Source organism: uncultured Sulfitobacter sp., assembly GCF_947497275.1.
In the GTDB taxonomy this organism is placed as follows: Bacteria; Pseudomonadota; Alphaproteobacteria; order Rhodobacterales; family Rhodobacteraceae; genus Sulfitobacter.
Window position 1 is genome coordinate 1 of record NZ_CANMFS010000002.1, and the last position, 20,841, is coordinate 20,841.

Annotated in this window: 18 protein-coding genes and 1 pseudogene; 9 read left to right on the forward strand and 10 right to left on the reverse strand. The window is 58.0% G+C overall.

Annotated features, from left to right (window positions below):
* Positions 1-226: 226 nt before the first annotated feature.
* A pseudogene (locus Q1A06_RS03945) lies at positions 227-583 on the forward strand (IS5/IS1182 family transposase); the annotation flags it as partial.
* Positions 584-587: 4 nt separating this feature from the next.
* Here Q1A06_RS03945 and Q1A06_RS03950 read toward each other — a convergent pair.
* Genes Q1A06_RS03950 through Q1A06_RS03965 form a run of 4 tightly spaced genes read right to left on the reverse strand, consistent with a single transcriptional unit; the run spans position 588 to position 8,044 of the window.
* A complete protein-coding gene (locus Q1A06_RS03950) occupies positions 588-2,474 on the reverse strand; it encodes an acetyl-CoA hydrolase/transferase C-terminal domain-containing protein (RefSeq protein WP_299558891.1) in 1,887 nt (628 codons plus the stop codon).
* On the reverse strand, positions 2,428-4,503 hold the full coding sequence (locus Q1A06_RS03955; RefSeq protein WP_299558894.1) for a 3-hydroxyacyl-CoA dehydrogenase NAD-binding domain-containing protein: 2,076 nt from the start codon (positions 4,501-4,503) through the stop codon (positions 2,428-2,430). Before Q1A06_RS03955 ends, Q1A06_RS03950 begins: the two co-directional genes overlap by 47 nt.
* On the reverse strand, positions 4,503-5,798 hold the full coding sequence (locus Q1A06_RS03960) for an acetyl-CoA C-acetyltransferase (RefSeq protein WP_299558897.1): 1,296 nt from the start codon (positions 5,796-5,798) through the stop codon (positions 4,503-4,505). The genes Q1A06_RS03955 and Q1A06_RS03960 overlap by 1 nt, the downstream gene beginning before the upstream one ends.
* Entirely contained in the window at positions 5,795-8,044 is a 2,250-nt protein-coding gene (locus tag Q1A06_RS03965; RefSeq protein ID WP_299558900.1) for an acyl-CoA dehydrogenase, read from the reverse strand. The genes Q1A06_RS03960 and Q1A06_RS03965 overlap by 4 nt, the downstream gene beginning before the upstream one ends.
* 247 nt (positions 8,045-8,291) lie before the next feature.
* On the opposite strand from Q1A06_RS03965, the gene Q1A06_RS03970 reads away from it, so the two are divergent.
* Together Q1A06_RS03970 and Q1A06_RS03975 are read left to right on the forward strand one after the other, a co-directional pair.
* Positions 8,292-8,675 carry an MgtC/SapB family protein gene (locus Q1A06_RS03970; RefSeq protein ID WP_299558903.1) on the forward strand — a complete coding sequence of 128 codons (384 nt, stop codon included), beginning with the start codon at positions 8,292-8,294 and terminating at the stop codon, positions 8,673-8,675.
* Positions 8,647-9,237: an exopolysaccharide biosynthesis protein gene (locus Q1A06_RS03975; RefSeq protein WP_299558906.1), complete on the forward strand. Its 591-nt coding sequence runs from the start codon at positions 8,647-8,649 to the stop codon at positions 9,235-9,237. The genes Q1A06_RS03970 and Q1A06_RS03975 overlap by 29 nt, the downstream gene beginning before the upstream one ends.
* A 35-nt stretch (positions 9,238-9,272) precedes the next feature.
* Here the strand turns inward: Q1A06_RS03975 and Q1A06_RS03980 are convergent, their stop codons facing one another.
* From Q1A06_RS03980 to Q1A06_RS03995, 4 genes are all read right to left on the reverse strand, one after another.
* Positions 9,273-11,741: an NAD-dependent epimerase/dehydratase family protein gene (locus tag Q1A06_RS03980; RefSeq protein ID WP_299558909.1), complete on the reverse strand. Its 2,469-nt coding sequence runs from the start codon at positions 11,739-11,741 to the stop codon at positions 9,273-9,275.
* A 94-nt stretch (positions 11,742-11,835) separates the two neighbouring features.
* Entirely contained in the window at positions 11,836-12,156 is a 321-nt protein-coding gene (locus Q1A06_RS03985) for a hypothetical protein (protein WP_299558912.1), read from the reverse strand.
* Positions 12,153-14,636 carry a cytochrome c oxidase subunit I gene (ctaD, locus tag Q1A06_RS03990; protein WP_299558915.1) on the reverse strand — a complete coding sequence of 828 codons (2,484 nt, stop codon included), beginning with the start codon at positions 14,634-14,636 and terminating at the stop codon, positions 12,153-12,155. Before ctaD ends, Q1A06_RS03985 begins: the two co-directional genes overlap by 4 nt.
* The gene (locus Q1A06_RS03995) at positions 14,633-15,250 is read right to left on the reverse strand and encodes a cytochrome B (protein WP_299558918.1); all 618 of its coding nucleotides are present in this window, start codon (positions 15,248-15,250) and stop codon (positions 14,633-14,635) included. The genes ctaD and Q1A06_RS03995 overlap by 4 nt, the downstream gene beginning before the upstream one ends.
* A gap of 66 nt (positions 15,251-15,316) precedes the next feature.
* Between Q1A06_RS03995 and Q1A06_RS04000 the strand changes: the two genes are divergently transcribed.
* Complete coding sequence (locus tag Q1A06_RS04000; RefSeq protein ID WP_299558921.1) at positions 15,317-15,832, forward strand: DUF2231 domain-containing protein; 516 nt, start codon at positions 15,317-15,319, stop codon at positions 15,830-15,832.
* On the opposite strand, the gene Q1A06_RS04005 is transcribed toward Q1A06_RS04000, so the two are convergent.
* Both Q1A06_RS04005 and Q1A06_RS04010 read right to left on the reverse strand, forming a co-directional pair.
* On the reverse strand, positions 15,802-16,314 hold the full coding sequence (locus Q1A06_RS04005) for a CopD family protein (protein ID WP_299558924.1): 513 nt from the start codon (positions 16,312-16,314) through the stop codon (positions 15,802-15,804). The genes Q1A06_RS04000 and Q1A06_RS04005 overlap by 31 nt on opposite strands.
* Positions 16,308-16,727: a cytochrome c oxidase assembly protein gene (locus Q1A06_RS04010; protein WP_366523488.1), complete on the reverse strand. Its 420-nt coding sequence runs from the start codon at positions 16,725-16,727 to the stop codon at positions 16,308-16,310. The genes Q1A06_RS04005 and Q1A06_RS04010 overlap by 7 nt, the downstream gene beginning before the upstream one ends.
* Positions 16,728-17,762: 1,035 nt before the next feature.
* Here Q1A06_RS04010 and Q1A06_RS04015 point away from each other — a divergent pair.
* From Q1A06_RS04015 to Q1A06_RS04035, 5 genes are read left to right on the forward strand one after another with little or no spacing between them, the layout of a single operon-like run.
* Positions 17,763-18,194 carry a hypothetical protein gene (locus tag Q1A06_RS04015; protein ID WP_299558927.1) on the forward strand — a complete coding sequence of 144 codons (432 nt, stop codon included), beginning with the start codon at positions 17,763-17,765 and terminating at the stop codon, positions 18,192-18,194.
* The gene (locus tag Q1A06_RS04020) at positions 18,194-18,862 is read left to right on the forward strand and encodes a MotA/TolQ/ExbB proton channel family protein (RefSeq protein ID WP_299558930.1); all 669 of its coding nucleotides are present in this window, start codon (positions 18,194-18,196) and stop codon (positions 18,860-18,862) included. Before Q1A06_RS04015 ends, Q1A06_RS04020 begins: the two co-directional genes overlap by 1 nt.
* A complete protein-coding gene (locus tag Q1A06_RS04025) occupies positions 18,855-19,232 on the forward strand; it encodes a biopolymer transporter ExbD (protein WP_299558933.1) in 378 nt (125 codons plus the stop codon). Before Q1A06_RS04020 ends, Q1A06_RS04025 begins: the two co-directional genes overlap by 8 nt.
* A gap of 3 nt (positions 19,233-19,235) precedes the next feature.
* Positions 19,236-19,625: a biopolymer transporter ExbD gene (locus Q1A06_RS04030; protein WP_299558935.1), complete on the forward strand. Its 390-nt coding sequence runs from the start codon at positions 19,236-19,238 to the stop codon at positions 19,623-19,625.
* Positions 19,622-20,581 (forward strand): TonB family protein, encoded by a 960-nt coding sequence (locus tag Q1A06_RS04035; RefSeq protein ID WP_299558938.1) that lies wholly within the window; start codon positions 19,622-19,624, stop codon positions 20,579-20,581. The genes Q1A06_RS04030 and Q1A06_RS04035 overlap by 4 nt, the downstream gene beginning before the upstream one ends.
* The last annotated feature ends 260 nt before the right edge of the window (positions 20,582-20,841 follow it).

The window sequence follows — 20,841 nt, forward strand, 5'->3', positions numbered from 1 at the left end:
CAATTCCAAGAGCGAAGCCCGCGCCTCTCATCGTTTGCTTTGCAAACGACTGCCGGCCAGTGGATCGCTGTATTGCAACTCTGACGGCGTACGTGCCCTCTCGGCAGATCTGCCTTGCAAATCGCCTGCCGGGTAACAGTGCGTGGCGCTCCCGTGACGAACTTGTTCCATAAGGCTTCCGTCCATTCCTGAGAAAGGACCATACCGTCAAACCTTGGGATCAAACAACGCACGTGGGCGTCCTATCCGGCTTTTGATGGCGGCTGGTCGGGTCAGCGACAATACCGCCGGTGAATAGTCTGCCCGCCGCCAACTCGCTGCTGGGCAACCGCGGATACGACGCGGGCTGGTTCCGCGAGGCCCTTATCGACAAGAAATTAACGCCCAGCATCTCTTGCCGAAAATCACGTGATAAGCCCGTCAAATACGACACGCGCCGCTACCGCCCCTCTCGTGACGTTGCCGCGCAGTGCACTGCCGGTCAGTGATCGAGATCATGTTCGGGCACTTGAAGGACGCGAGGCGCGTGCCAACCCGTTACGACCGAAGCCCGAAGATCTTTCTCTCAGGCATCGCACGCGCTGACCCTAGACCTTGCGACGCGGCGAGACCCTGCGTAAAGCTCCACGCAAGGCACGAGCCTGTAGCGGGTCGACCAGTTTGGGGACGGGCGCATATCCGATCCTGTCCATTGCCTCGCTTTCATGTGGATGCGGAGCGCGCGCAACGGACGCCCAGAGCAACTTGGCAAGTCCCGTTTTAGACCCGGCCGCGTTCGACAGCTCCGCCAGAGCAGGAAGCAAAATCTTTTCAATCTGTGAAAAATCCGTTCCAAGGGGAAAGTCCGGTAATAGCGGTGCAACGAATGGCGATAACCAATCGTTGATCATATCCGGCGTATTGCTGCGATGTTCTTCGGGTATCTGCCAATCCTTTGACAGTTTGTTCTCTGCTTTGGACTTAGCCACCAGTTCGTCCTGAAATCGGCTATCTGCGATGCAGATCAGGCGTTTGATAACCTCCTCATCAGATTGTCCACGCAAGGCGGCCGCACCGTATTCAGTAACTACAATATCACGCATATGCCGTGGGACTGTCGTGACTGCCAACTGCCAGACAATGTTCGAAGACACCTTGCCCCCGCTGGTTCGTGTGGCAGGCAGCGTCAGCACGGCGTGGCTGTCTTTCAGTGCAAAGGCCTGTTCGAAAAAGTCGAATTGACCGCCGACCCCACTGACGACCTGACCAGGTTTGGCAGCATCTGACATTGCATCGCCCAGTAAGCTGACTTGCATCGCGCCATTCACAAACCGCGCATTAACCCGGGCGGCACGTTTGGCCTGCTCGTCCCCATAAAGCGCATTGGTAAAGCTGACGGGCTTCATCTGGATCTTGGCGCGCTGACTCACCGGCATCTTGCGCAAACGCTCATACGTGTCGCGCGCCTCGACGAAAAACCCTGCATGGATCGTGGCACCATCAACCTCTCGTCGGACGACGTCGCCTTCAAACAAAGCGAGCAATCCGCCGACAAGCATTTCCGTGACCGCATACAACCCGACCTCAAACGGCTTTGTCTCGGTGCCGGTCAAGGGAAGGGGGGCCGCGTCCCAAATAGGGTTCAATGCCGCGCGGTTCCGCAGCAGTAGCGCGTTTGCCACAGCGTCGCCAATCGCACCGATCCCGATCTGCAAGGTGCCGCCGTCCGGTATCAACCGCGAGACATGCAAACTTATGGCATGCTGGGCCTTCGAAACTGGGCGGCGGACAACCGAGAACAGGTCAATCTGTTCGGCAGGGTCCAAGACCATATCCAGGTACTTGCTATCAACAATCGCATCGCCCGCCATGAAGGGCAGGGCGTCGTTCACTTCGACGACGGCGATGAAATCCATCTGCCCCTTGGCGCGCATGGAAAACAAGTCCGCCGATATATCAGTGTTGCACGACATACTGAACAGGTCGCCGTCGCGTGGCATAAGTTGGGCCAGCACATTCGGCTTTTGTGCTAGCAACACGTCGCGGGCGTGCGTGTAGTTTGCGGAAATGTAGTGGCGTTGGGCGTATTCGTTGCCGAGCCATGACCCCGCCTGAAAGAAAAACTCCGAAACTTCGATGTTGTCGGGCAGACTGCCCTCGGCGATCATGTCGGCATAAAGCAAAGATGGCGCAGTGCCGAACAGTCGGTCCATCGCGGGCCCAAGAAACCGTTTTTCCATATCCGACGATGGCGTCGGGCGGCGCAGTGTCAGGGCGGTAAAAACACTTAGTTTCAGGGACCTGTCCGCCGCTGCAACCCGCACCAAGGCATTGACCAAAGTGACGGGCTTTCCCAGCCCCAAGGGGAGGGCGAGGCGAATTTCCCCATCTGCCTTGTCAAAAATCGCCTGCGCCATTGTGTCGGCGTCCGTGTAGATTTCCGGTTCGTCAGGCAAGACCAGACCAGCCATCATCTGCGGTGAAGCGCGGGCCATGGGCCTCTTGCAATTCGCGCAGTCTTGCGATCACGTCGTCTACGCCGCGTTGTTTGGCGTAGTGCATGGGGCCGCCGCGAAACGGGGCCCAGCCGGTGGCAAAGATCATTGCGGCGTCGATCTGATCAGGGCTTTGCGCTACGCCCTCTCGCAGGACTTCGGCGCAGGCGTTCAGCATCGGTAGGATCAGTCGGTCGGTTAGATCATCGGGGGCCTCGTCAAGGTCCGCATCGGGGTGCGGTGTTCCGTCAGACCAATCATAAAAACCCTTGCCTGACTTTTTGCCCAAGTCGCCCGCATCGACCCGTTCGCGCAAGTCATCACTGATCGGGGGCATCGACGTTTTCAGGTTTTCCGAAAGGCTTTGCGCCACGTGCAGTCCCACATCCAGCCCGACCTGATCGGCCAGTGTGACGGGTCCCATCGGCATCCCGAACCGCAGGGCGGCTGTATCAATGACCTCCTTGCTCACGCCTTCATCCATCAACACCATCGCTTCCAGCATGTAGGGGACCAGCGCGCGGTTCACCACAAAGCCGGGGTAATCGGCGACCGTAACGGGCAGTTTGCCGATGGCACCGCAAAACGCGGCGAGGCTCGCGGCCGTTTCGGCACTGGTGGCATCGCCCTTTACAACTTCCACCAGATCAATACGCGACACCGGGTTGAAGAAATGCAACCCTGCAAAACGGGTTTTGGATGGTGCGGAAGTGGCCAGATCATCAACGGACAGGCTGGAGGTGTTGGACACCAGGATCGCAGATTTTTTTAACTTGCCCTTCAATCCTTTGAAAATCTTCTCTTTCAGGTCTTCGCGCTCAGTTGCGGCTTCGATTACCAAATCGGCTTGCGCCAGACCGTATCCCCGCGGATCGGGCATCAGCCGGTCGAGCGCGTCACGCATTTCGATATCGCTGAGGTGTTTGTCCTCGCAGATTTTCGCGGCCGTGCCGATTGCACGCCCCAGTGCTTCGGTTTCGATATCGCCCAAAGTTACGATTTTTCCTTTGATTGCGGCAATCGCAGCGATTTCGGTACCCATGGCACCCGCGCCAATCACATGGACATGCGATACCCCGTCGTCGCCGCGCCCCTCGTCCTTAAGGTTCTGCCGCAGGAAAAAGACACGGCGCAGGTTCTTTGAGGTGTCTGAGCGCAGCAGACGGGCGAAACTTTGGATCTCGGCTTTTTGCATAGCGTCGCGGTTGTCGCCGTGTTCGACCCACAGATCAATCAGCGCATGCGGTGCGGGATAATGCTGTTTCGGGGCCTTTTTCTCGGTTTCACTGCGCATTTTCCGCGCAGCTAGACTCCGGGCTTGGTCAAACCCGAACGCACGAGAGGTCACGCCCGGTTCATGCTTGTCGATCTTGCCTTCTACTGCTGCGGTGACGGCTGCTGCGATGTGGCGCTCTTCAACCACGGCATCGACGATCCCTTGTGACTTGGCGCGCTTGGTGTGCGCGGTTTTGCCGGTCAGCATCATCGTCATCGCGTCGGTCGGGCCGATCAAAGCGGGCAGCCGGAAGGTTCCGCCAAGGCCGGGATGCAAGCCAAGCTGAACCTCGGGGAACCCGAAAGACGCGCCGGGGATGGCAATGCGGTAATCGCAGGCGAGTGCAATTTCAAAACCCGCACCAAGGGCCGCACCATGCACGATGCAGATTGTGGGACAGTTGAGCGCCTCGATCCGGTCAAGGACGTCGTGTGCCTGTTGCAGTAGATCGGCGGCGCCATCTTCTGTCATAGCCTCGAAATCGGAGATGTCCGCGCCTGCGGCAAAACCTGCCTTCTTGGCGGAACGGATCACTATCGCGGTGGGCAAGTTCTTTTCGGCAGCAATGATGTGTTGATCCAACTCCCGGATCACATCCTTCGAAATTGTGTTCATGTTAGTGTTTTGCTTGTCCAAAACCAACCAAAGCACGTCGGCATCATCGCGGCCCGTGCGCCAATTGCCGTCTGCGTCGCCTACCGGCCCCAGTTCCAGCTTGGTTTCACCGAGATATTTTAAGACATGTCCGGTCATTATACTGCCTCCAACAACATCGCACCGCCCAGACCGCCACCGATACATTCCGTGGCAATCCCGCGTTTCGCACCGCGTTGTTTCATGGCATTGGCAAGGTGCAACACGATACGGTTGCCGCTTGTCCCAACGGGATGACCAAGCGAAATCGCGCCCCCGTCGACGTTCAATCGGTCGCGGTCAATGCGTCCGAACGCTTTGTCCAGGCCCAGCACGTCGCGGCAAAAAGCGTCGTCATTCCAAGCAGCAAGGCAAGATAACACCTGCGCCGCAAAGGCCTCGTTCAGTTCCCAAAGATCAATGTCATCCACCCCGAACCCGTGACGTTGCGCAATCGGTGTCGCAGCCATGACCGGACCAAGACCCATGATCGACGGGTCAAGCCCCGCCCATTGGCTATCGGTGATCTCGGCCAGCGGTTCCAGACCGTGCTGATCTACGGCCCGTTGTGAGGCGAGGATGCACCAGCTGGCACCGTCGGTGATCTGGCTGGAATTGCCTGCCGTGACTTGGCCGTAGGGCGGTTCGAACACCGGCTTTGGTTTTGCCAGCCCTTCCATATCGCTATCAGGGCGCACACCGTCGTCGTGATCGTAAACGTTACCGTCACGGTCAAATGCAGGCATCAATTCATCGCGCAGGCGTCCTTCGGATTGGGCAGCCGCGAGGCGGTGATGACTTTGCATCGCGTAGGCATCCGCTGTCTTTCGGTCGATGTTGAAGTGTTGCGCAAGGACCTCGGCGGTCTGTCCCATGCTTAACGTCGTGATCGGATCGGTAAGCCCGCGTTCCAGCCCCACGACCGGGTTGAAGAATTCAGGCCGAATACCCGACATCGCTTTGGCCTGATCCAGCGGTCCCTTAGCGGTATTCATTTTGCCGAACCATTCCACAGCCGAAGATCGCAGGGTAAGTGGTGCATGGCTAAGCGCCTCCGTCCCGCCCGCAAGGATCATCTGGTGCGAGCCGTCGCGAATATAGCGGTAGGCGGTATCAATGCTTTGCATGCCCGATCCACAGTTGATCTGCACCGAAAACGCGACCGTTTCTTCTGGCAGACCTAGCCGCAGCGCGGCCACGCGGGCGGGGTTCATTTCATCGGCAATTACATTGACGCAGCCGAGAATAACAAGATCGAACGCGGTGCGGTCAAAAGTTTGACGCGCCAGAACGGGGCGGCCGCATTGCACTGCAAGGTCTACCGGCGTGAACGGTCCGGGACCGGATCGCGCCTTGAGGAATGGTGTGCGCGCGCCGTCAACGAGGTATACGCGTTGATTCTTCGGATCGGTCATTCGGCGGCCTCCTTGGGCAAATAGTCATCCGCATTGGCAGCCGGGAACAACGCGGCGAAGTCTTCGCGCGAATATTCGTCCACAGCAATCACCTGATCGACCAACTTTTGCATGGTCGATATTTCGGCCATCTCGGCATCGCTCAGGATACCGCTTTTCAATGCTTGTTGCGGGGTTTTGCGCGCATCGCGCAGGCGTTTCATGACGGGAGCCAGTTCAATGACTTTGGCATAGCATTCATTTAGCACCTGAACGCCATCGCGGTGACATCCCTGATGCAACTGACCGGTGATCCGGGTGCGGGTTTCTGACGGGGAGTACAGCAGATCGCTACAGTCGGCGACCAACCGGTCGTCCGGCTTGCGCTGTTGCATGCCAGGCAAGGTGATCGCACGCAGGATCCACGCGGCCCAACGGGCGGGCATGTTTGCGATCACTTCGTCCAGCGCTGTCTGGATGCTGTGGAACGCATCGGCCGCGACATAGTTCAGCACGGGCAGGTCGGCCTCTTGCCGTCCTTCGTCTTCCCACCGCTTCAGCGTGGCGGACAGGATGTACATGTCAGACAGAATGTCGCCCATCCGACCCGAAATCATCTCTTTGCGCTTGAGCGCGCCGCCCAGTGTCAGGAACAAGACATCGGCGGTCAAAGCATAGGCCGCAGACCATCGCGACAGTTGACGGTAAATCGGCGTCACCTGACCGGCATCGGGTGCCGGTGCAAAGCGTCCGCCTGTAATGGCCCTCCCGAAAGCGCGGAAGGTCGTTTTCGTCGTGTGACCGACGTGCGCCCAGAAGGATTTGTCGAACTTTGCCAGCGATGTTTCGGGGTCGTCTTCTTGCAAGGCCAAAACGTTGTCCAGCATATGCGGGTGCGCTCGGATCGAGCCCTGTCCGAAAATGATCAGGCTGCGGGTGACGATATTTGCGCCTTCCACCGTGATACCGATAGGTACGGCCCGATAAAGCGGCAACAGATAGTTGGACGGTCCGTCAATCACCGCCTTACCGGAATGCACGTCCATCGCATCATCCAGCGCCTCGCGCATGCGGATTGTCGCGTGCGCTTTCATGATTGCCGAAATCACTGACAGTGCGCGACCTTCGTCCAGACCTGCGCAGGTCAAACGGCGCGCGGCGTCCATGCAATAGGCGTCAGCGGCCAATCGTCCCAGCCGTGTCTGAATACCGCCAAACTTGCCGATGGGCAGGTTGAATTGCTGGCGGATGCGGGAGTAGGCTCCCGTCGTATGCGCGGCAAGTGCGATTGCGGCACAGCCCATTGACGGCAGCGAAATGCCCCGCCCAGCGGCCAATGCGGACATCAACATCATCCAGCCCTTACCGGCAAATTCCGGACCGCCGATGATGTGATCAATAGGAACGAATACGTCCTTGCCGGTGGTTGGGCCATTCATGAACATCGTGGAGGAAGGAATGTGGCGACGGCCCGTTTCAACACCTTGAAGATCGGTAGGAACAAGCGCGCAGGTAATGCCGATATCCTCGACGTCGCCGAGCAACCCTTCAGGATCTTGCATCTTGAATGCCAATCCCAAAACGGTGCAGACGGGCGACAGGGTGATGTACCGCTTTGCCCAGTTCAGACGGATGCCCAGCACCTCTTTGCCGTTCCAGTCGCCCTTGCATACGACCCCGGTGTCGGTCATTGCGCCTGCGTCTGACCCGGCCTCGGCGCTGGTCAAACCAAACGCCGGCAGCTCGCGACCGTCGGCAAGGCGGGGCAACCAGTAATGTTTTTGATCATCGGTGCCGAACATGTGCAGCAACTCGCCCGGCCCAAGCGAGTTTGGCACCATCACGGTGACAGCAGCAGCAACTGAACGGGTCGAAATGTAACGTATGATTTCCGAATGGGCGAAAGCAGAAAATGCCAACCCGCCGTGTTCTTTGGGGATGATCATACCAAAGAACCGTTTGTCGCGCAGGAACTGCCAGACTTCGGGTGCCAGATCACCAATCTGATGGTTGATCTGCCAATCGTCGATCATACCACAGAGCTCCTGCAAAGGACCGTCAAAAAAAGCTTGCTCCTCCGGCGATAGTTTCGGTGCTTTTACATCGTGGAGCTTTGACCAGTCCGGATTGCCCGAGAAAAGCTCCGCCTCCCACCAGACTTCACCTGCGTTAAGAGCCTCGCTCTCCGTTTCGGAGAGGGCAGGTAGAACACCCTTCGCCCATTTGTGGATCGGTCTGGTGATGGTGCGTGCGCGAAAATTGGTCATGAACTATATCCCCAAGTGGTAAACGCATTGCATCGGATTTAGGTTCCAGTGCCAAACTGCCGACTTTGATTTTGGGACCTGATCCTCGCATGCAACAGTGACGAAACCAGACGCCCGTCACGGGACCAAAGTGCAAGGCGTACGTTGATTGTCTGAACTATGACGGGGAAGACCCGATTTCCGAAATCCGGGTCGAAGAATTCACATTCGCGCTTGGCTGGCGATTTATTTGATTGCTGCGCTCACGATGCCGACAATCGTTTTTTGCGGCATCATCGGCCTGGAACGTGAAACCGCGCAGCTTCCGGCTGGTGCGAGAATTCACATGTTGATTGGTCTGGCCGCGTGTGGTTATTCACTGTTGACGCTTGCCTTGACCGCACGCGCTTCGGAATTCGGCGATGCAATCCAGATGTACCTACCGCGCGTTGTTGCGTATCTTTTAAACGGTGACAGGTGGTGTGACGGTCCTTGCGCATTGGGGGAATGGGTGGTCGCCGGCATGACCGCGGTCCTCACTTGTCTGATCGTCGCTGTCCTGCGCATTCCGGAAAAGCAGACCGGCAGATACACAGGCAAAGAATCCGAAAGGGAGTCAAAATATGACGCAGGACAACAACCGCGCTCTTAGCGATGTCCTTGATCAATTGGAAGACTCGATAAGCGGCGACCACATTGTGATCGGCGAAGTGGTAGACCAACTTGGACGTAGGTCTTTCGCGTCTCTGATGCTCGTCTTCACGCTTATTTCCAGTTCACCTGCAAGTGCGATCCCGGGTATAACAGCTGCCGTCGCGGTCATTGTTTTCATGCTGATCGTGCAGATGATTGCCGGACGCGATTCCGTTTGGCTGCCGGGTTTTATCACTCACCGCAAAATGTCGAGCACCGCCCTTTGCAAAGGTATCGGCTGGCTGCGCAAGCCAGTCCGATTTATTGAACGGTTCCTCAGGCCGCGGCTGACATTTCTGTTTCATCGGCCATGGATTTGGCTACCGTTGGTTCTAATCTTGTGCCTCACACTGTTCATGCCGTTTATGGAGATCGTGCCGACCTCGGGATCCATCGCATCTGCCGTGATTGCGTTGTTTGCGGCCGGGTTGCTCACGCGGGATGGCGTGCTTGTGATCATTTCATTCGTAGTTCTGCTGGGGCTTCCCGTTGCGATCTGGCAATTTGGTTTTGCCGGGTGATAGAGGGACCGGTGGGCGGCAGTTTCTTCATTTTGCTATTTGATGAACTGGTCCCAACTACCAAAACTGCTACCGACGGACCCGCGCGGAACGCTCAGGCCGATTAAAACAATCCCGCATATCGCGGAAAACGATAGGCCTGCCAAACCAGCGCCCGTCACCATCGGCGCGAATATCAGTACGATCCCCAATAGTGCATTCAGAAATCGGCCAAGACGTGCCACCGGCGCAAGCGCTGCGACCGAGAACGTTATGACAAGCGCCCCGACGATGTGGTTCGTTGCCGCCACGCCGCTGCCCCACGGGAACACTAACGGTGAAAGCATAAGCAGAACACCAACCCCCATAGATGCCATCAGCGTCCACGGGAAGGTCATGCCGCCGCTCAACATATCCGCGACAATAGCGCGGGGAGTGCGCTCGAAATTGTCAATTATGTATTCGTCCGGCCCCTCATCGGTGTCCCCGGTAAAGAACACCCGCAACCATGGCTGTCCGGCGCGGTGACGTCGACGCAGAAACTGGAACGACGCAACCAACTCGTCCAGCGAATAAGGGATCTGCCAGACCATCGCGGCGGCGGCAATTAAAGCGAGTGTGGAATAGGTGCCGATTACGATAGGCTGGATCACGATAAAGAAGATGGAGATCGCACCAAGGGGTACAATCATGATGCCGAACAGAACGACAAGCCACGGCATTGTGCGCCAGCGTTGCGATGTTCCGATGACGCCAATCAGAATTTCCAGACCGTACACCAGCGCGCCGATGCCCGCATCGGGCACAGGCCACGCCTTGGACACGTCCGAGGTGATAATTTGTTCGGTGCCGTTCTTGCCGTCCGTGCCGGAAAAAATGGGTTCCCAAACGTGGTCTATCGTCTCCAACTGATAGCCCGTCAGATAGCGCGAGATTAGTAAGCCGATGATAGCCAGAAAGATGACGGGAAGGCGTTGGAACCAGTCCGAGGGGGAGTAATCCCACCCCTTGGGAACGGTTGGCCCGGTTTGCGCGGCCACCGGTGAAATGCCCGGAACCGGTTTGAGGCAAAGCGCGAAGGCCACCGCCAACAGACCGACGACCGTTGAATTGAGGTAGGCCGCACCGTTGTCTGTCCAAAAGACGAGGGGGGCAAACATAATCCAACATCCCACGGCAGCGGCACCAAACCGCGCCCACGGCATGCGCCATGACAACGACAACATTCCGGCGACAAATAGCAGAACCCCTGCTACGACATCGCTGATGATCATGCCCATATGGTCGTGACCGAGTAACGGCGGAGAAGTCAGTAACCAAAGACCCAGTCCCGCGTTGGCCCACCCGGCCCAAAGGCTCGCGCGGTGCTGTTTGCGGTATTCGGTTTCATGGCGATGCCGCAGAGATTCGGGATCGTTAACACGGGCGTTCGCAGCCTCCAGCCAAGGGGGGGGCGTGATGCCATTGGCCTGATACCACGCCAGCGGATCATCCTTGAGCGCGTCAATGAGTACAGGTAATTTTTCGGAAATGTCATGCTCCGGCTCCCAGTCCAGCAACCGCCGCGCCTTGGAAATGTCGAGCGCGTAGTGATCGGATGACATGTCGATCATGAACGGACGGATGAAGGGTCGTTCGCCCTGATCAAGTGCATCGGGCACCACCGGTTCGGCGTCTGTCTCCAGTTTTGCGCCCAGTTTGGCAATGGGGGCAGGCAGGACAAGTGTGTCCCACGTTTCCTCTCCGTGGATCAACTTGCCAATGCGGTTTTGCAAGGCATCGTAACTTAACGTGTCCGGTTCACCGCCGAGGATCACTTCGCCGCTGGCGATATCGGCGCGGCGGTCCACCACACGTTTGAACAGTGCAAGCATGTCATCCACATGAATAAACGCCTGTCCCGCGTGGGTATCACCAGAGAAGACATGGGCCTTGAAGGCGCGTTCGTAGATTCGTGCAATTTGATGGCTCAGGGTCGGAACGGCGGTCAGGTCGTCATACAGTCCAGCCAGATGGAGGAACACGGTCGCGGTGTCACCTGCTTCTTTACGAATGATCTCTTCTGTGCGGGCCTTGGATTGCGGATAGGCCCAACCGGGGGCGAGAGGCGTGTCCTCGGTGATACGCTCACCCGGGACGCCAGGCTGATGGACCAGCATTGTGCCGGAATAGACGAATTGTTTAACATCGACCTCTTTCAGCGCGCGAAGCAAGTTCCGCGTACCGTCCTCGTTGACGGCTTTATACTGTGGCCGCTCCTCGCCGCTGAAATCGAAATAGGCCGCGAGGTGGATAACTGAGGCAAGGCTGTCACCATTTAAGGTGTCGCGCAACTCGTCGATTGCATTCGCTGTCGAGCGTTCATCCGTGATGTCACATCCGATTAAATCGCTGCGGCCTTCACAGGCGTCGGGTAGGTCAAACCCGACCACACGGTAATCGTCTGACAGTTTGCTAGTGAGTGCGCTGCCGATATTACCGGCAGCCCCCGTGATTAAAACAACCGGTTTTCGTATTTCTGTCATTAAGCCCCATGCGCGCTGCTTCGGCAGACTCAACGAACAAAACGGCGGTTAGTTCACGTTGGTCCGACAAAAAACCACTCAATGGACACTAACGTCAAACGCAATAGGTGGTTAAGACAACGGGAGACAGTGACCAAAGCGTGGCGACAAGTCCAACCCAGCCAGTCGCGCGGCTGACGAACCGGCTAAACTCCGAAGAAGCAGCAAGGGATGGGTGGTAAAGTGCGAAGAGCAATGCGGTTTGTAGCAGGATTGCGAATAGAAAGGCCGCACCGAGCAGGACACGTTCTATCGGCAGGCCGAACGCCGTGCCGTTGATGCCGTGTCCACAGAGAAGTCCGTGTAGCCCGTAAATGGCGCTGAATGTGGCCAACCAGACGAGCGGTGCGATCAGGATGCGAATAATGTCTCTCATCCCATTAAGCCCGGCAGGTGTGCCACGACCAAGATCAGCACGCTGACCACTGAGAGATAGTCAATCCAAAGCCTGACAATGGGAAATTCCGCCCGCCGCGCAGAGGAGGTAAATCCGCACCGGACCCGCGCGATCAAAAAGCAAACCATCAGTATACCGAGCGCCGCGTGAAAAAGCCCATAGCTGCCCAGCACGAACAGCGTCGCCGCGTAAGCGTGACGGGTCGGGGCAGGGGTGTGGACCATCATTGCCGCGCACGCTACTGCAACAAGCACTGCACCTGCCAAGGTGAGGGCTAGGCTGGCCAATGGCGTGCCGCCATTGCGGTTCTTTTGTGTCGCATAACGCATGGCGATTGGTCCAAGCCCCGCGCCGATGATCCCCAGCGCCAACGCGCTCACCGACGGCGGGAACCAGTCCGGCGGAGGCCAACCCGGCGCCACGGTCCACAAAAACGCAAAGCCGAACAGCAGCGACCCGAACAACGTAGCGTTCGCCGTCAGCAGAAAAACTGAACCCCACCACCCCGGAGGACGGTCGGTCATGGCGAAGTTTGGCAGATGGATGTCTTGGCCGACTGGCACGGTATCCATGTCATCCTGACGCCCAATTGACCAAACCCATTTCCAGGCGAGAATGGCAACTCCGACGACCGCCACCGGCACTGTCCAGTAGAACTTCAGCAGCAGCGATAAAAAGAAAATGCCTGTCACCGCCGACATCAGAATCGGCAGGCGGGTGTTGGCCGGATAGATCACATGCATGTCCGGTTTGCCGCTTGCCACTTCGACCGTCAGCGTCTCGCGCCAAGTATTGCGTGGCGTCCCGAGATACCCTTCACCTTTTGCCAATTGCACGGCGAGGTCGGGTTCAATTGTTAATGGATTGCGATCCGTCACATGCGGCAGGCTGGCAAAGTTGTAAGCGGGGGCCGGGGTGATCATGGCCCATTCCAGCGTCCCGGCCCGCCACGGATTGCGTCGTCCGCGACTCGCGGTCAGCGCGTGCAGGAACACGTCAATCAGGATCATCGCGATACCGATGGCAAGAACGAAGCTGCCGACCGACGAGATGAGGTTGATCGCGGTCCACCCGTCCTCCGGTGCATAGGTCGAAATGCGTCGCCTCTGGCCAAGTAACCCAACCCAGTGCATCGCCAAAAACGTGACGTGAAAGCCGATAAAGACAAGGGCGAAGGCGAACTCACCCAGATAAAAGAACCGCTTTCGCCCTGTGAAATGCGGCATCCAGTAATAGATTCCCGCAAAGATCGGAAAGACAAAACCGCCGAACAAGACATAGTGCAGGTGCGCCGTGATAAAGGCGGTATCATGCGCTTGCCAGTCAAAAGGCACCACGGCGACCATGACGCCGGTCAGACCGCCAATGACGAAGGTAAAGAAGAATCCCAGAAGGTGCAGCATCGGTAAATGTAGTTCAGGGCGGCCTTTCCACATGGTCCCGATCCAGGCGAATATCTGCATGCCCGTCGGCACAGCCACCAGAGTGGACGCGGCCGAGAAGAAGGCCAGCCCCATATGGGGGATGCCGGTGGTGAACATATGGTGGACCCAAAGCCCAAATGACAGGAACGCCAGCGCCAGCGCCGCCGCGACGATCCAGCCATAACCCAGCAGGGGCGTCCGGCACATCACGGGCAGAACGGTGGATATAACGCCTGCAGCTGGCAGGAAGATGATGTAAACTTCCGGATGGCCGAACAACCAGAACAGGTGCTGCCACAACAGACTATCACCGCCCAACTCGGCCTGAAAGAACGGAAAGCCGAATGCGCGTTCGACCTCCAGCAGGATCGAACCGAGGATCAGCGGCGGAAACCCTGTCAGGATCATCAACGCAGTGATCAGCGCATACCACGCGAAGATCGGCATTTTATCCAGCGACATGCCGGGTGCGCGGTATTTCAGGATCGACACAGTGATCTCGACTGCAGCAGCAATGGCCGAAATCTCGACAAAAGTGATGCCGATCAGCCAAAAATCGGTGTTGATGCCGGGTGAGTGGATCGCGCCGGAGAGCGGCGGATACATGAACCAGCCGCCGTCAGGGGCAATGCCGAACACCATCGAGACCAACATCATCGATCCGCCAAAGGCATAACACCAGAATCCGTAGGCGGTTAAGCGCGGAAAAGCCAGATCACGGGTGCCGAGCATCTTGGGCAGCAAATAAACCGCCAGCCCTTCAAACGTGGGGATGGCGAAGAGGAACATCATGATGGTCCCGTGCATCGTGAAAATCTGGTTGTAGATATCCGGGCCGGCAAAGGCCGAATGCGGCGTCGCGAGCTGTGCGCGTATCAGCATCGCCAGAAGGCCGCCGATGAAGAAGAAGAAGAACGCGGTGGCAAGGAACATCCGCCCCAGATCGGTATGGTTCACGGTCGAGAACCAGCCCTTGAACCCCGGCTCGGACGCCCAAATCGCGGTCAGCTTGCGGTGACGTCCCAGCGCATTCATTCGAAGTCTCCGTTCAAAAATGCATCCCAGTTGGCCGCATCATGGGCGATGACGTAGAACGTGAAACTGTCATAACCGGTGCCGCTGAATTCCGCGCTGACGCCGGTATAGGTGCCTGCCTCGTCTGCTTCGATGCGCAGGATGTTGGTTCGGCCGGGAATTGCGTCAAGTTTGCCAGCAAGACGTGGCACCCAGAAGCTGTGGATGACATCGGCTGTAGTGACTGCCACGTCGACGGGACGGCCCGCAGGAATATGCAGCGTGCCGTCGGTACTGAATGACGGCGCGTCTTCGTAAGTAAATGTCCATGCTGACAGGCGACCTTCTGCGCCGACCTTCACGATATCCGGTCCCTCGCGCGGCAACAACCGCTCCCCCACGATCAGCCCGTAGGCAAGCAGCGCGGCGAGCACCGTCATTGGAAACACAAGACCAAGGCCAACGATCCAGGCACGCACGCGTCCCGCATCATCGCCCGCGTTCTTCCTGCGGAACGCCAGCACCAGCAAGACCATCACCAGGGCGAAAATGAGCGATGCACCCGCCAGCATGACCCACCACAACGTCGCGATGGTCTGTGCTGCGGGGCCGGCTGGATCGACGGTTGAAAGCACGCCCTCGCAGCCTGTAAGTGTTAGGAATGCGAGTGCGGGAAAGATCGGTCTGAGGAGTGCAGAGACATGGCGACAGAAGACAAGAACGATGCGCCTGCCGATTTGGTAGATCCGATCAGCCAACTGCCGGGGTTCCACGAGACGGAGTCGCGTATTGCGGTTCATGGCCACCCCATCCACGCGATGTCTGTCGCGTTTCCCGTTGCGTTGACGTTCTGTGTCTTTGGCGCGGACGCACTGTATTGGTGGACCGGTGACGAGTTCTGGGCGCGGGCTGCTTTGTGGGCTGCGGGAACAGGATTCCTCTTTGGAATGCTTGCGGGATTTTCCGGGACCGCCGAGATTTTGCTTGTTCCCGGCATTCGCAAGCGCGCCCCTGCATGGACCCATTTCATCATCGCCGTTACGCTGCTGGCGCTTCTGGGGACAAACTGGGGCTACCGGCTTTTCGGTTACGAACAGGCCGTATTGCCCTACGGCATTCTGCTGTCGGCGCTGTGTGTGCTGGTTGTGAGTTTCACAGGATGGCATGGTGGCAAGCTCGTTTTCGACTATCGGCTGGGCACATCGAAGGGGAGCTGACCCCCCCGAGGCTCAATTAACCAGTTGGGAAAAACGATCCAGTCCAGAGTGGGTTTGGCAAGGACGAGGGTGAGGACCACAACCATCGGGATCAATACGGCAGTGACCGGAAACAGCGTGTGCGGAGGCTTGTGATCCCCGGGCTCTTCGGCAACCTGCGTGAGAATATGACCGATCCATGCATGCGCGAAGACAAGCAGCGCGACAAATGCCAGCTTGGCGAAAAACCATGGCACAAAAGTACCGCGCATAAAAATCAACCATGTCCCCGCGATCACCGCAGTTACTGCAGCAGGTGTTACGCATAACGTATAGGTTAGATGGGTCGCTTGCCGGATTAGACGATAGTCTTCTTCCAACATCGCAGGATCATGGCGCGACAACATCAAGGGCATTGCAAGGAGCCCGCCACACCACATCACCAATGCAGCGATATGGATGACCTTGAAAATCGGTATGGTCAGGATAAACCAGTCTAACACACTGCATTGCCCGTCAGTAGGGTCCAACTGCGCCGTGCCAGAAGAACGGCAGCGGCACCGTAGGGCAGACCCGAAGGCACCCACATGATTAACCCGCCCAGTTGCTGGTCGCCAAGCGGGGTCAGAGCCCATTCGAAAGGGGCCACAACGTGAGCCGCATATAGTGCCGTTGGCGCAAATGTCAGGATCGCGCCAAGCAGTCCCATCTGCGCAAAACTTGCAATGACATAAATAATCCTTTCGACGGGGGCGTCGTTTGCACTGAAGACTGTCTGCCAGAACCAGACGGCGCTGCCCAACAGGCTAAGCTGCATAAGCCAGTAAACCGGTATGTTCGACAGGGCGAGGTCATATGCTGCCGGAAGGTGCCACATCCATAGAATGAAGCTCGACACCGCAAGGGGCAGGGCCATACTTCGCGATTTTCGTTGACGTAACACCATCGCAAGCAAGGGTGCCGCCCCAGCGATGAGAATTACATGATGAACAACCCGCGCCGAGAACAACGCTGAGGAGAGTGCGCAAAGTGGTGACACAAAGGCGACAGCCAAAATTGCGACCGCGACAAGCCCGGCAGGTTCACGGCGCATCAGAAAGATTAATACAACCAGCGCAGTCAGAACGGCGGGGTCAAAATTCCAGCTTGTCCAAAGGTCAACGGGAAGCGGAGGTGGCCCACAATAGATTGAGTTCATTTCACTGATCTCCCCATAACCATAGTTTATCCCGTGTCACCAAATCGGCAATTTGCTTCTGCAAGTGGACATTGCACCGCCACGAAGATTCTTGTTCACCTGTCTAATGACCTTGATTGGTGCGCGCAACGAAGGTCGCCCTTCCGACATAGGCGCTAAGCCGATAATGACCGAAACCCGCGATTTGGGAAAGTGGCCTACAGACAAGGCGTCGGCGTCAGATTGGAAGAGACGGGGGCGCCTCGTTTGGATGACGGCACTGGGAATGGCATGAGGAGAAGACGTTAGCAGGACTGAACAACGGCTATCCGATTTTCGCCCCTGAGAATGCAGTAGTCTCTGGCACGCCGCACCCCGGTTTTTGGCAAGTTCATTCGATCGCAGACGGAACCGAGATCGGACCGTTATGCTGAGACAGTCATTGATCACCAGGTTCTGACCAAACGCAGTTCGCTCATGCGCAAAACGGTATGACGGCGGACCGGCCCCTCGCCACGAGCGCCCGTAGAAGGCTGCGCGGAATTGCGCTTAATGATAGGAAGAGAACGCCCTGCACCCGATTTTTCGACAAAGGTCTTCAACCCCGCCAAAATATCTGATCATTAAAGTCAGGATTGCATAAAGATCCATGAATTGTTAACCGGTACAAGAATGCGGGTGATGACGGGGTGTGTTGACCAGCCGTGATCATGTGCAAAGCCAAAGGCGCTGATGTGCCTCAGCCAAAAAACCAACTGTTATACAGGAGTTGTTATGCTGGGGTGGAAGTGCCTTCTAATATTGCCGTCTTTGGTGGTGCTGTCTCAAGCTGGTGCGGCACAAGAGACCGATATCGACGGGCGGGTGTCGGTTGAACTGAATGCCGCCGAGACGATTGAGACGTCTTGCAAATTGACGTTTTTGATCACCAACGGGCTGGAGCAGCCGATTGACACGGTTGTCTATGAAGCAGTCCTTTTCGATGCAGACGGACAGGTGAACAGATTAACTCTTTTTGATTTCGGCGCATTACCACAAGCACGCCCACGTGTACGCCAGTTTGTGGTGCCGAAACTGACCTGCGAAGGTTTGTCGCGGGTTTTGTTCAATGGGGCAAACAGCTGCGAAGGCGCCGAAGTTGAGGCGGCTGTCTGCGAAACCGGTCTGTTGGCCACATCGCGAACAGGTATCGAGGTATCTGGCTGATGTTGGATTTTACAGCTTTGATAGCCTCATTTCGCCGGATCGCCGAAACGGGGGGGCCGGTTGTCGTCCTGCTAATGGCAGTAGCCGTTCTGACGCTGGCGGTGGCGATCTACAAATGCTGGCAATTCTGGATAACGGCAGTGGGGCGACACCAGGCGCTGTCACAAGCGGTCGCAAACTGGGATAGCGGCGACAGGGAGGGTGCACGCGCCACGCTGGAGCAGTCGCGCAGTTATCTCGCACCGGTGATCGAGATGGCGATGACAGCGCAACCGGTAGATGCCGCACGTCTTCAGGCCGAGGCCGAGACACGGTTTGCCAAGCTTGAGCGCGGATTTAGGCTTCTGGACTCCGTGGCGCAACTTGCTCCGCTGCTGGGGCTGTTCGGTACCGTGCTTGGCATGATCGAGGCGTTCCAGTCGCTGCAGGCGGCAGGATCGCAGGTCGACCCGTCGATTCTGGCGGGCGGGATCTGGGTTGCTTTGCTGACCACTGCGGTGGGGTTGGTGGTGGCGATGCCGACCGCACTGATCCTGAGCTGGTTCGAGCAGCGCATGGAAACCGAGCGCGTGCTGGCTGATAAAGCCATCCTGACGGTTCTGCATCCCACAGTGGGCGCAATGCAGCAAGCACAGCCAACATCGCAGATGGTGGCCGCCTATGGCTAGGGTCCGCAGGCGGCGGCGCAGGCTGTCGATGACGTCGCTGATCGACGTTATCTTCTTGCTACTGCTGTTTTTCATGCTGACCTCGACTTTCACCAAATTTGCCGAGGTCGAACTTGCCGCTGCAGGGTCAGGTACCGCTGCTGACAGTACGACCAAGCCGCTGTTTCTTCAGCTTGGCACCGATAGCCTGCGTCTGAATGGCGAGGATGTGCTGCTCGGCGCGCTGGCGCAGACCACACTGGCGGGGGCTAAACCAGGTACGACGGTGCTGGTCTCGCTGGGGGCCGGTGTCGACGCACAGCGGCTGACCGATCTACTGGTGGCGCTGCGCGGTTTGCCGGCGCTCAACGTCTCGGTTTTGGGAGGGTAGGGGATGCGCCGTCCTGAAAAAGCAAGGCCGCACCGCGAACCGACTATCGCATTGATCAATATCGTTTTTCTGATGCTGGTGTTCTTCATGGTTGCTGGTACCCTATCGCGGCCGTTGGATCCTGTGCTCACGTTGGTGGAAACGCGCACACTGGATGGCAATACGCCCCCTCGTGCGCTGGTAGTCTATCCTGACGGGCGACTTGCCTATGAGGGGCAGGCCCAGAGCGATGCGGCCACATTCGTAGCAACGCTCCCCGAGGAAGAGCGCCATATGGTGCGGCTGGTGCCGGACCGTGCATTGCCTGCACAATCGCTTGTGGCGCTGACCCGTGATCTGCTGGCAGCGGGCGCGCAACGGGTTGTGCTGGTGACGCAAAGGGCATTGGAATGATCGCGCCTTCACCTGTAGCGAAGGCTGTCTCGCTGATCCTCGCCACTTCCGTGGTCGCGGTGGCGGTACAGTGGAGCGTGCCACGCAGCACGATCGAGATTGATGGTGGTGGCACACCAGCCGAGGCAAAGATGGGATCACGGTTTGAGGATATGGCGTCAGGTACGCTGACCGCGTTGGCACCTGTTGATACGCTGATCCCAGTCGCACAACCTGCGCCGCCGGAGCCTGCTGCGCAAACCGAACGGGCCCCGATGGCCGCGCGGCCCGCAGCAGTCGAAGCCGTACAGTCACCGACCAGCGCCATAGCCGCGCCGTCTGCTGTCCCGCTTGCTGCGGTTCCTGTGACCAGTGAGGTCCCGAGCGCGCCTGCGGCCCCCGTGGCCGTACTGGAGCCGCAGCCTTCCGCTAACACGATTGCCGCCCAAGATCCCGACAGCGAAGCGCCGACGCTTTCGCGGCGCCCGCAGCGCAAGAACACCGAACTGGCTGCCGACGTAGCGGAAGCACAGGAAAAAGCCGAACGCGCGCGCCGCGCGGCGGCGAAACCTGCGGTCCGTAAATCCGCACCGGCCAGGACCACGCGCGGGAATGCGGACCGGAACAACACCAAAGGCGCGCAGGCTGACACACGCGCAGAGGCACCGGCGCGCACAACCGGCAAGACAGCAGCAGCCGCGACGCAGGCTGGCAGCGCCGCTGCTGCGAACTATCCCGGTCAGGTCATGCGCCGCATTTCGCGGGTTGGCAAACCCCGCGTAAATGCACGTGGTACCGCGATGATCTCGTTCTCGATCTCCTCGAGCGGCGGGCTGGGTAGCGTCAGCGTGGTCCGCAGTTCCGGCTCTGCCGCACTGGACGAGGCCGCAGTCCGTCTGATCCGCCAAGCTGCACCGTTCCCGCGACCGCCCGCAGGCGCGCAGCGCCAATTCTCCATCCGAATCAAGGGGCGGTAAAGGGCGGCGTGAGACACTGTGGTGTTTCGGAATGTTGCCGAATAGCTGATGACCTGGACCTCCCGACCTTGGCGCGGCTGACCTGCTCACCTTAAATGTCCGGCGATTAGGGTTAGTCTGTTCTCTAACTAAGGAGACAACCGATGAAGAGAATCCGTTTCAGCGAAGGACAGATCTTTGGGATGCTGAAAGGGCATCAGGCGAGGCTTGGCGCATGCCGAGACTTGAAATGGTCCCAGGAAACCGAGCAGTCAGCAAAG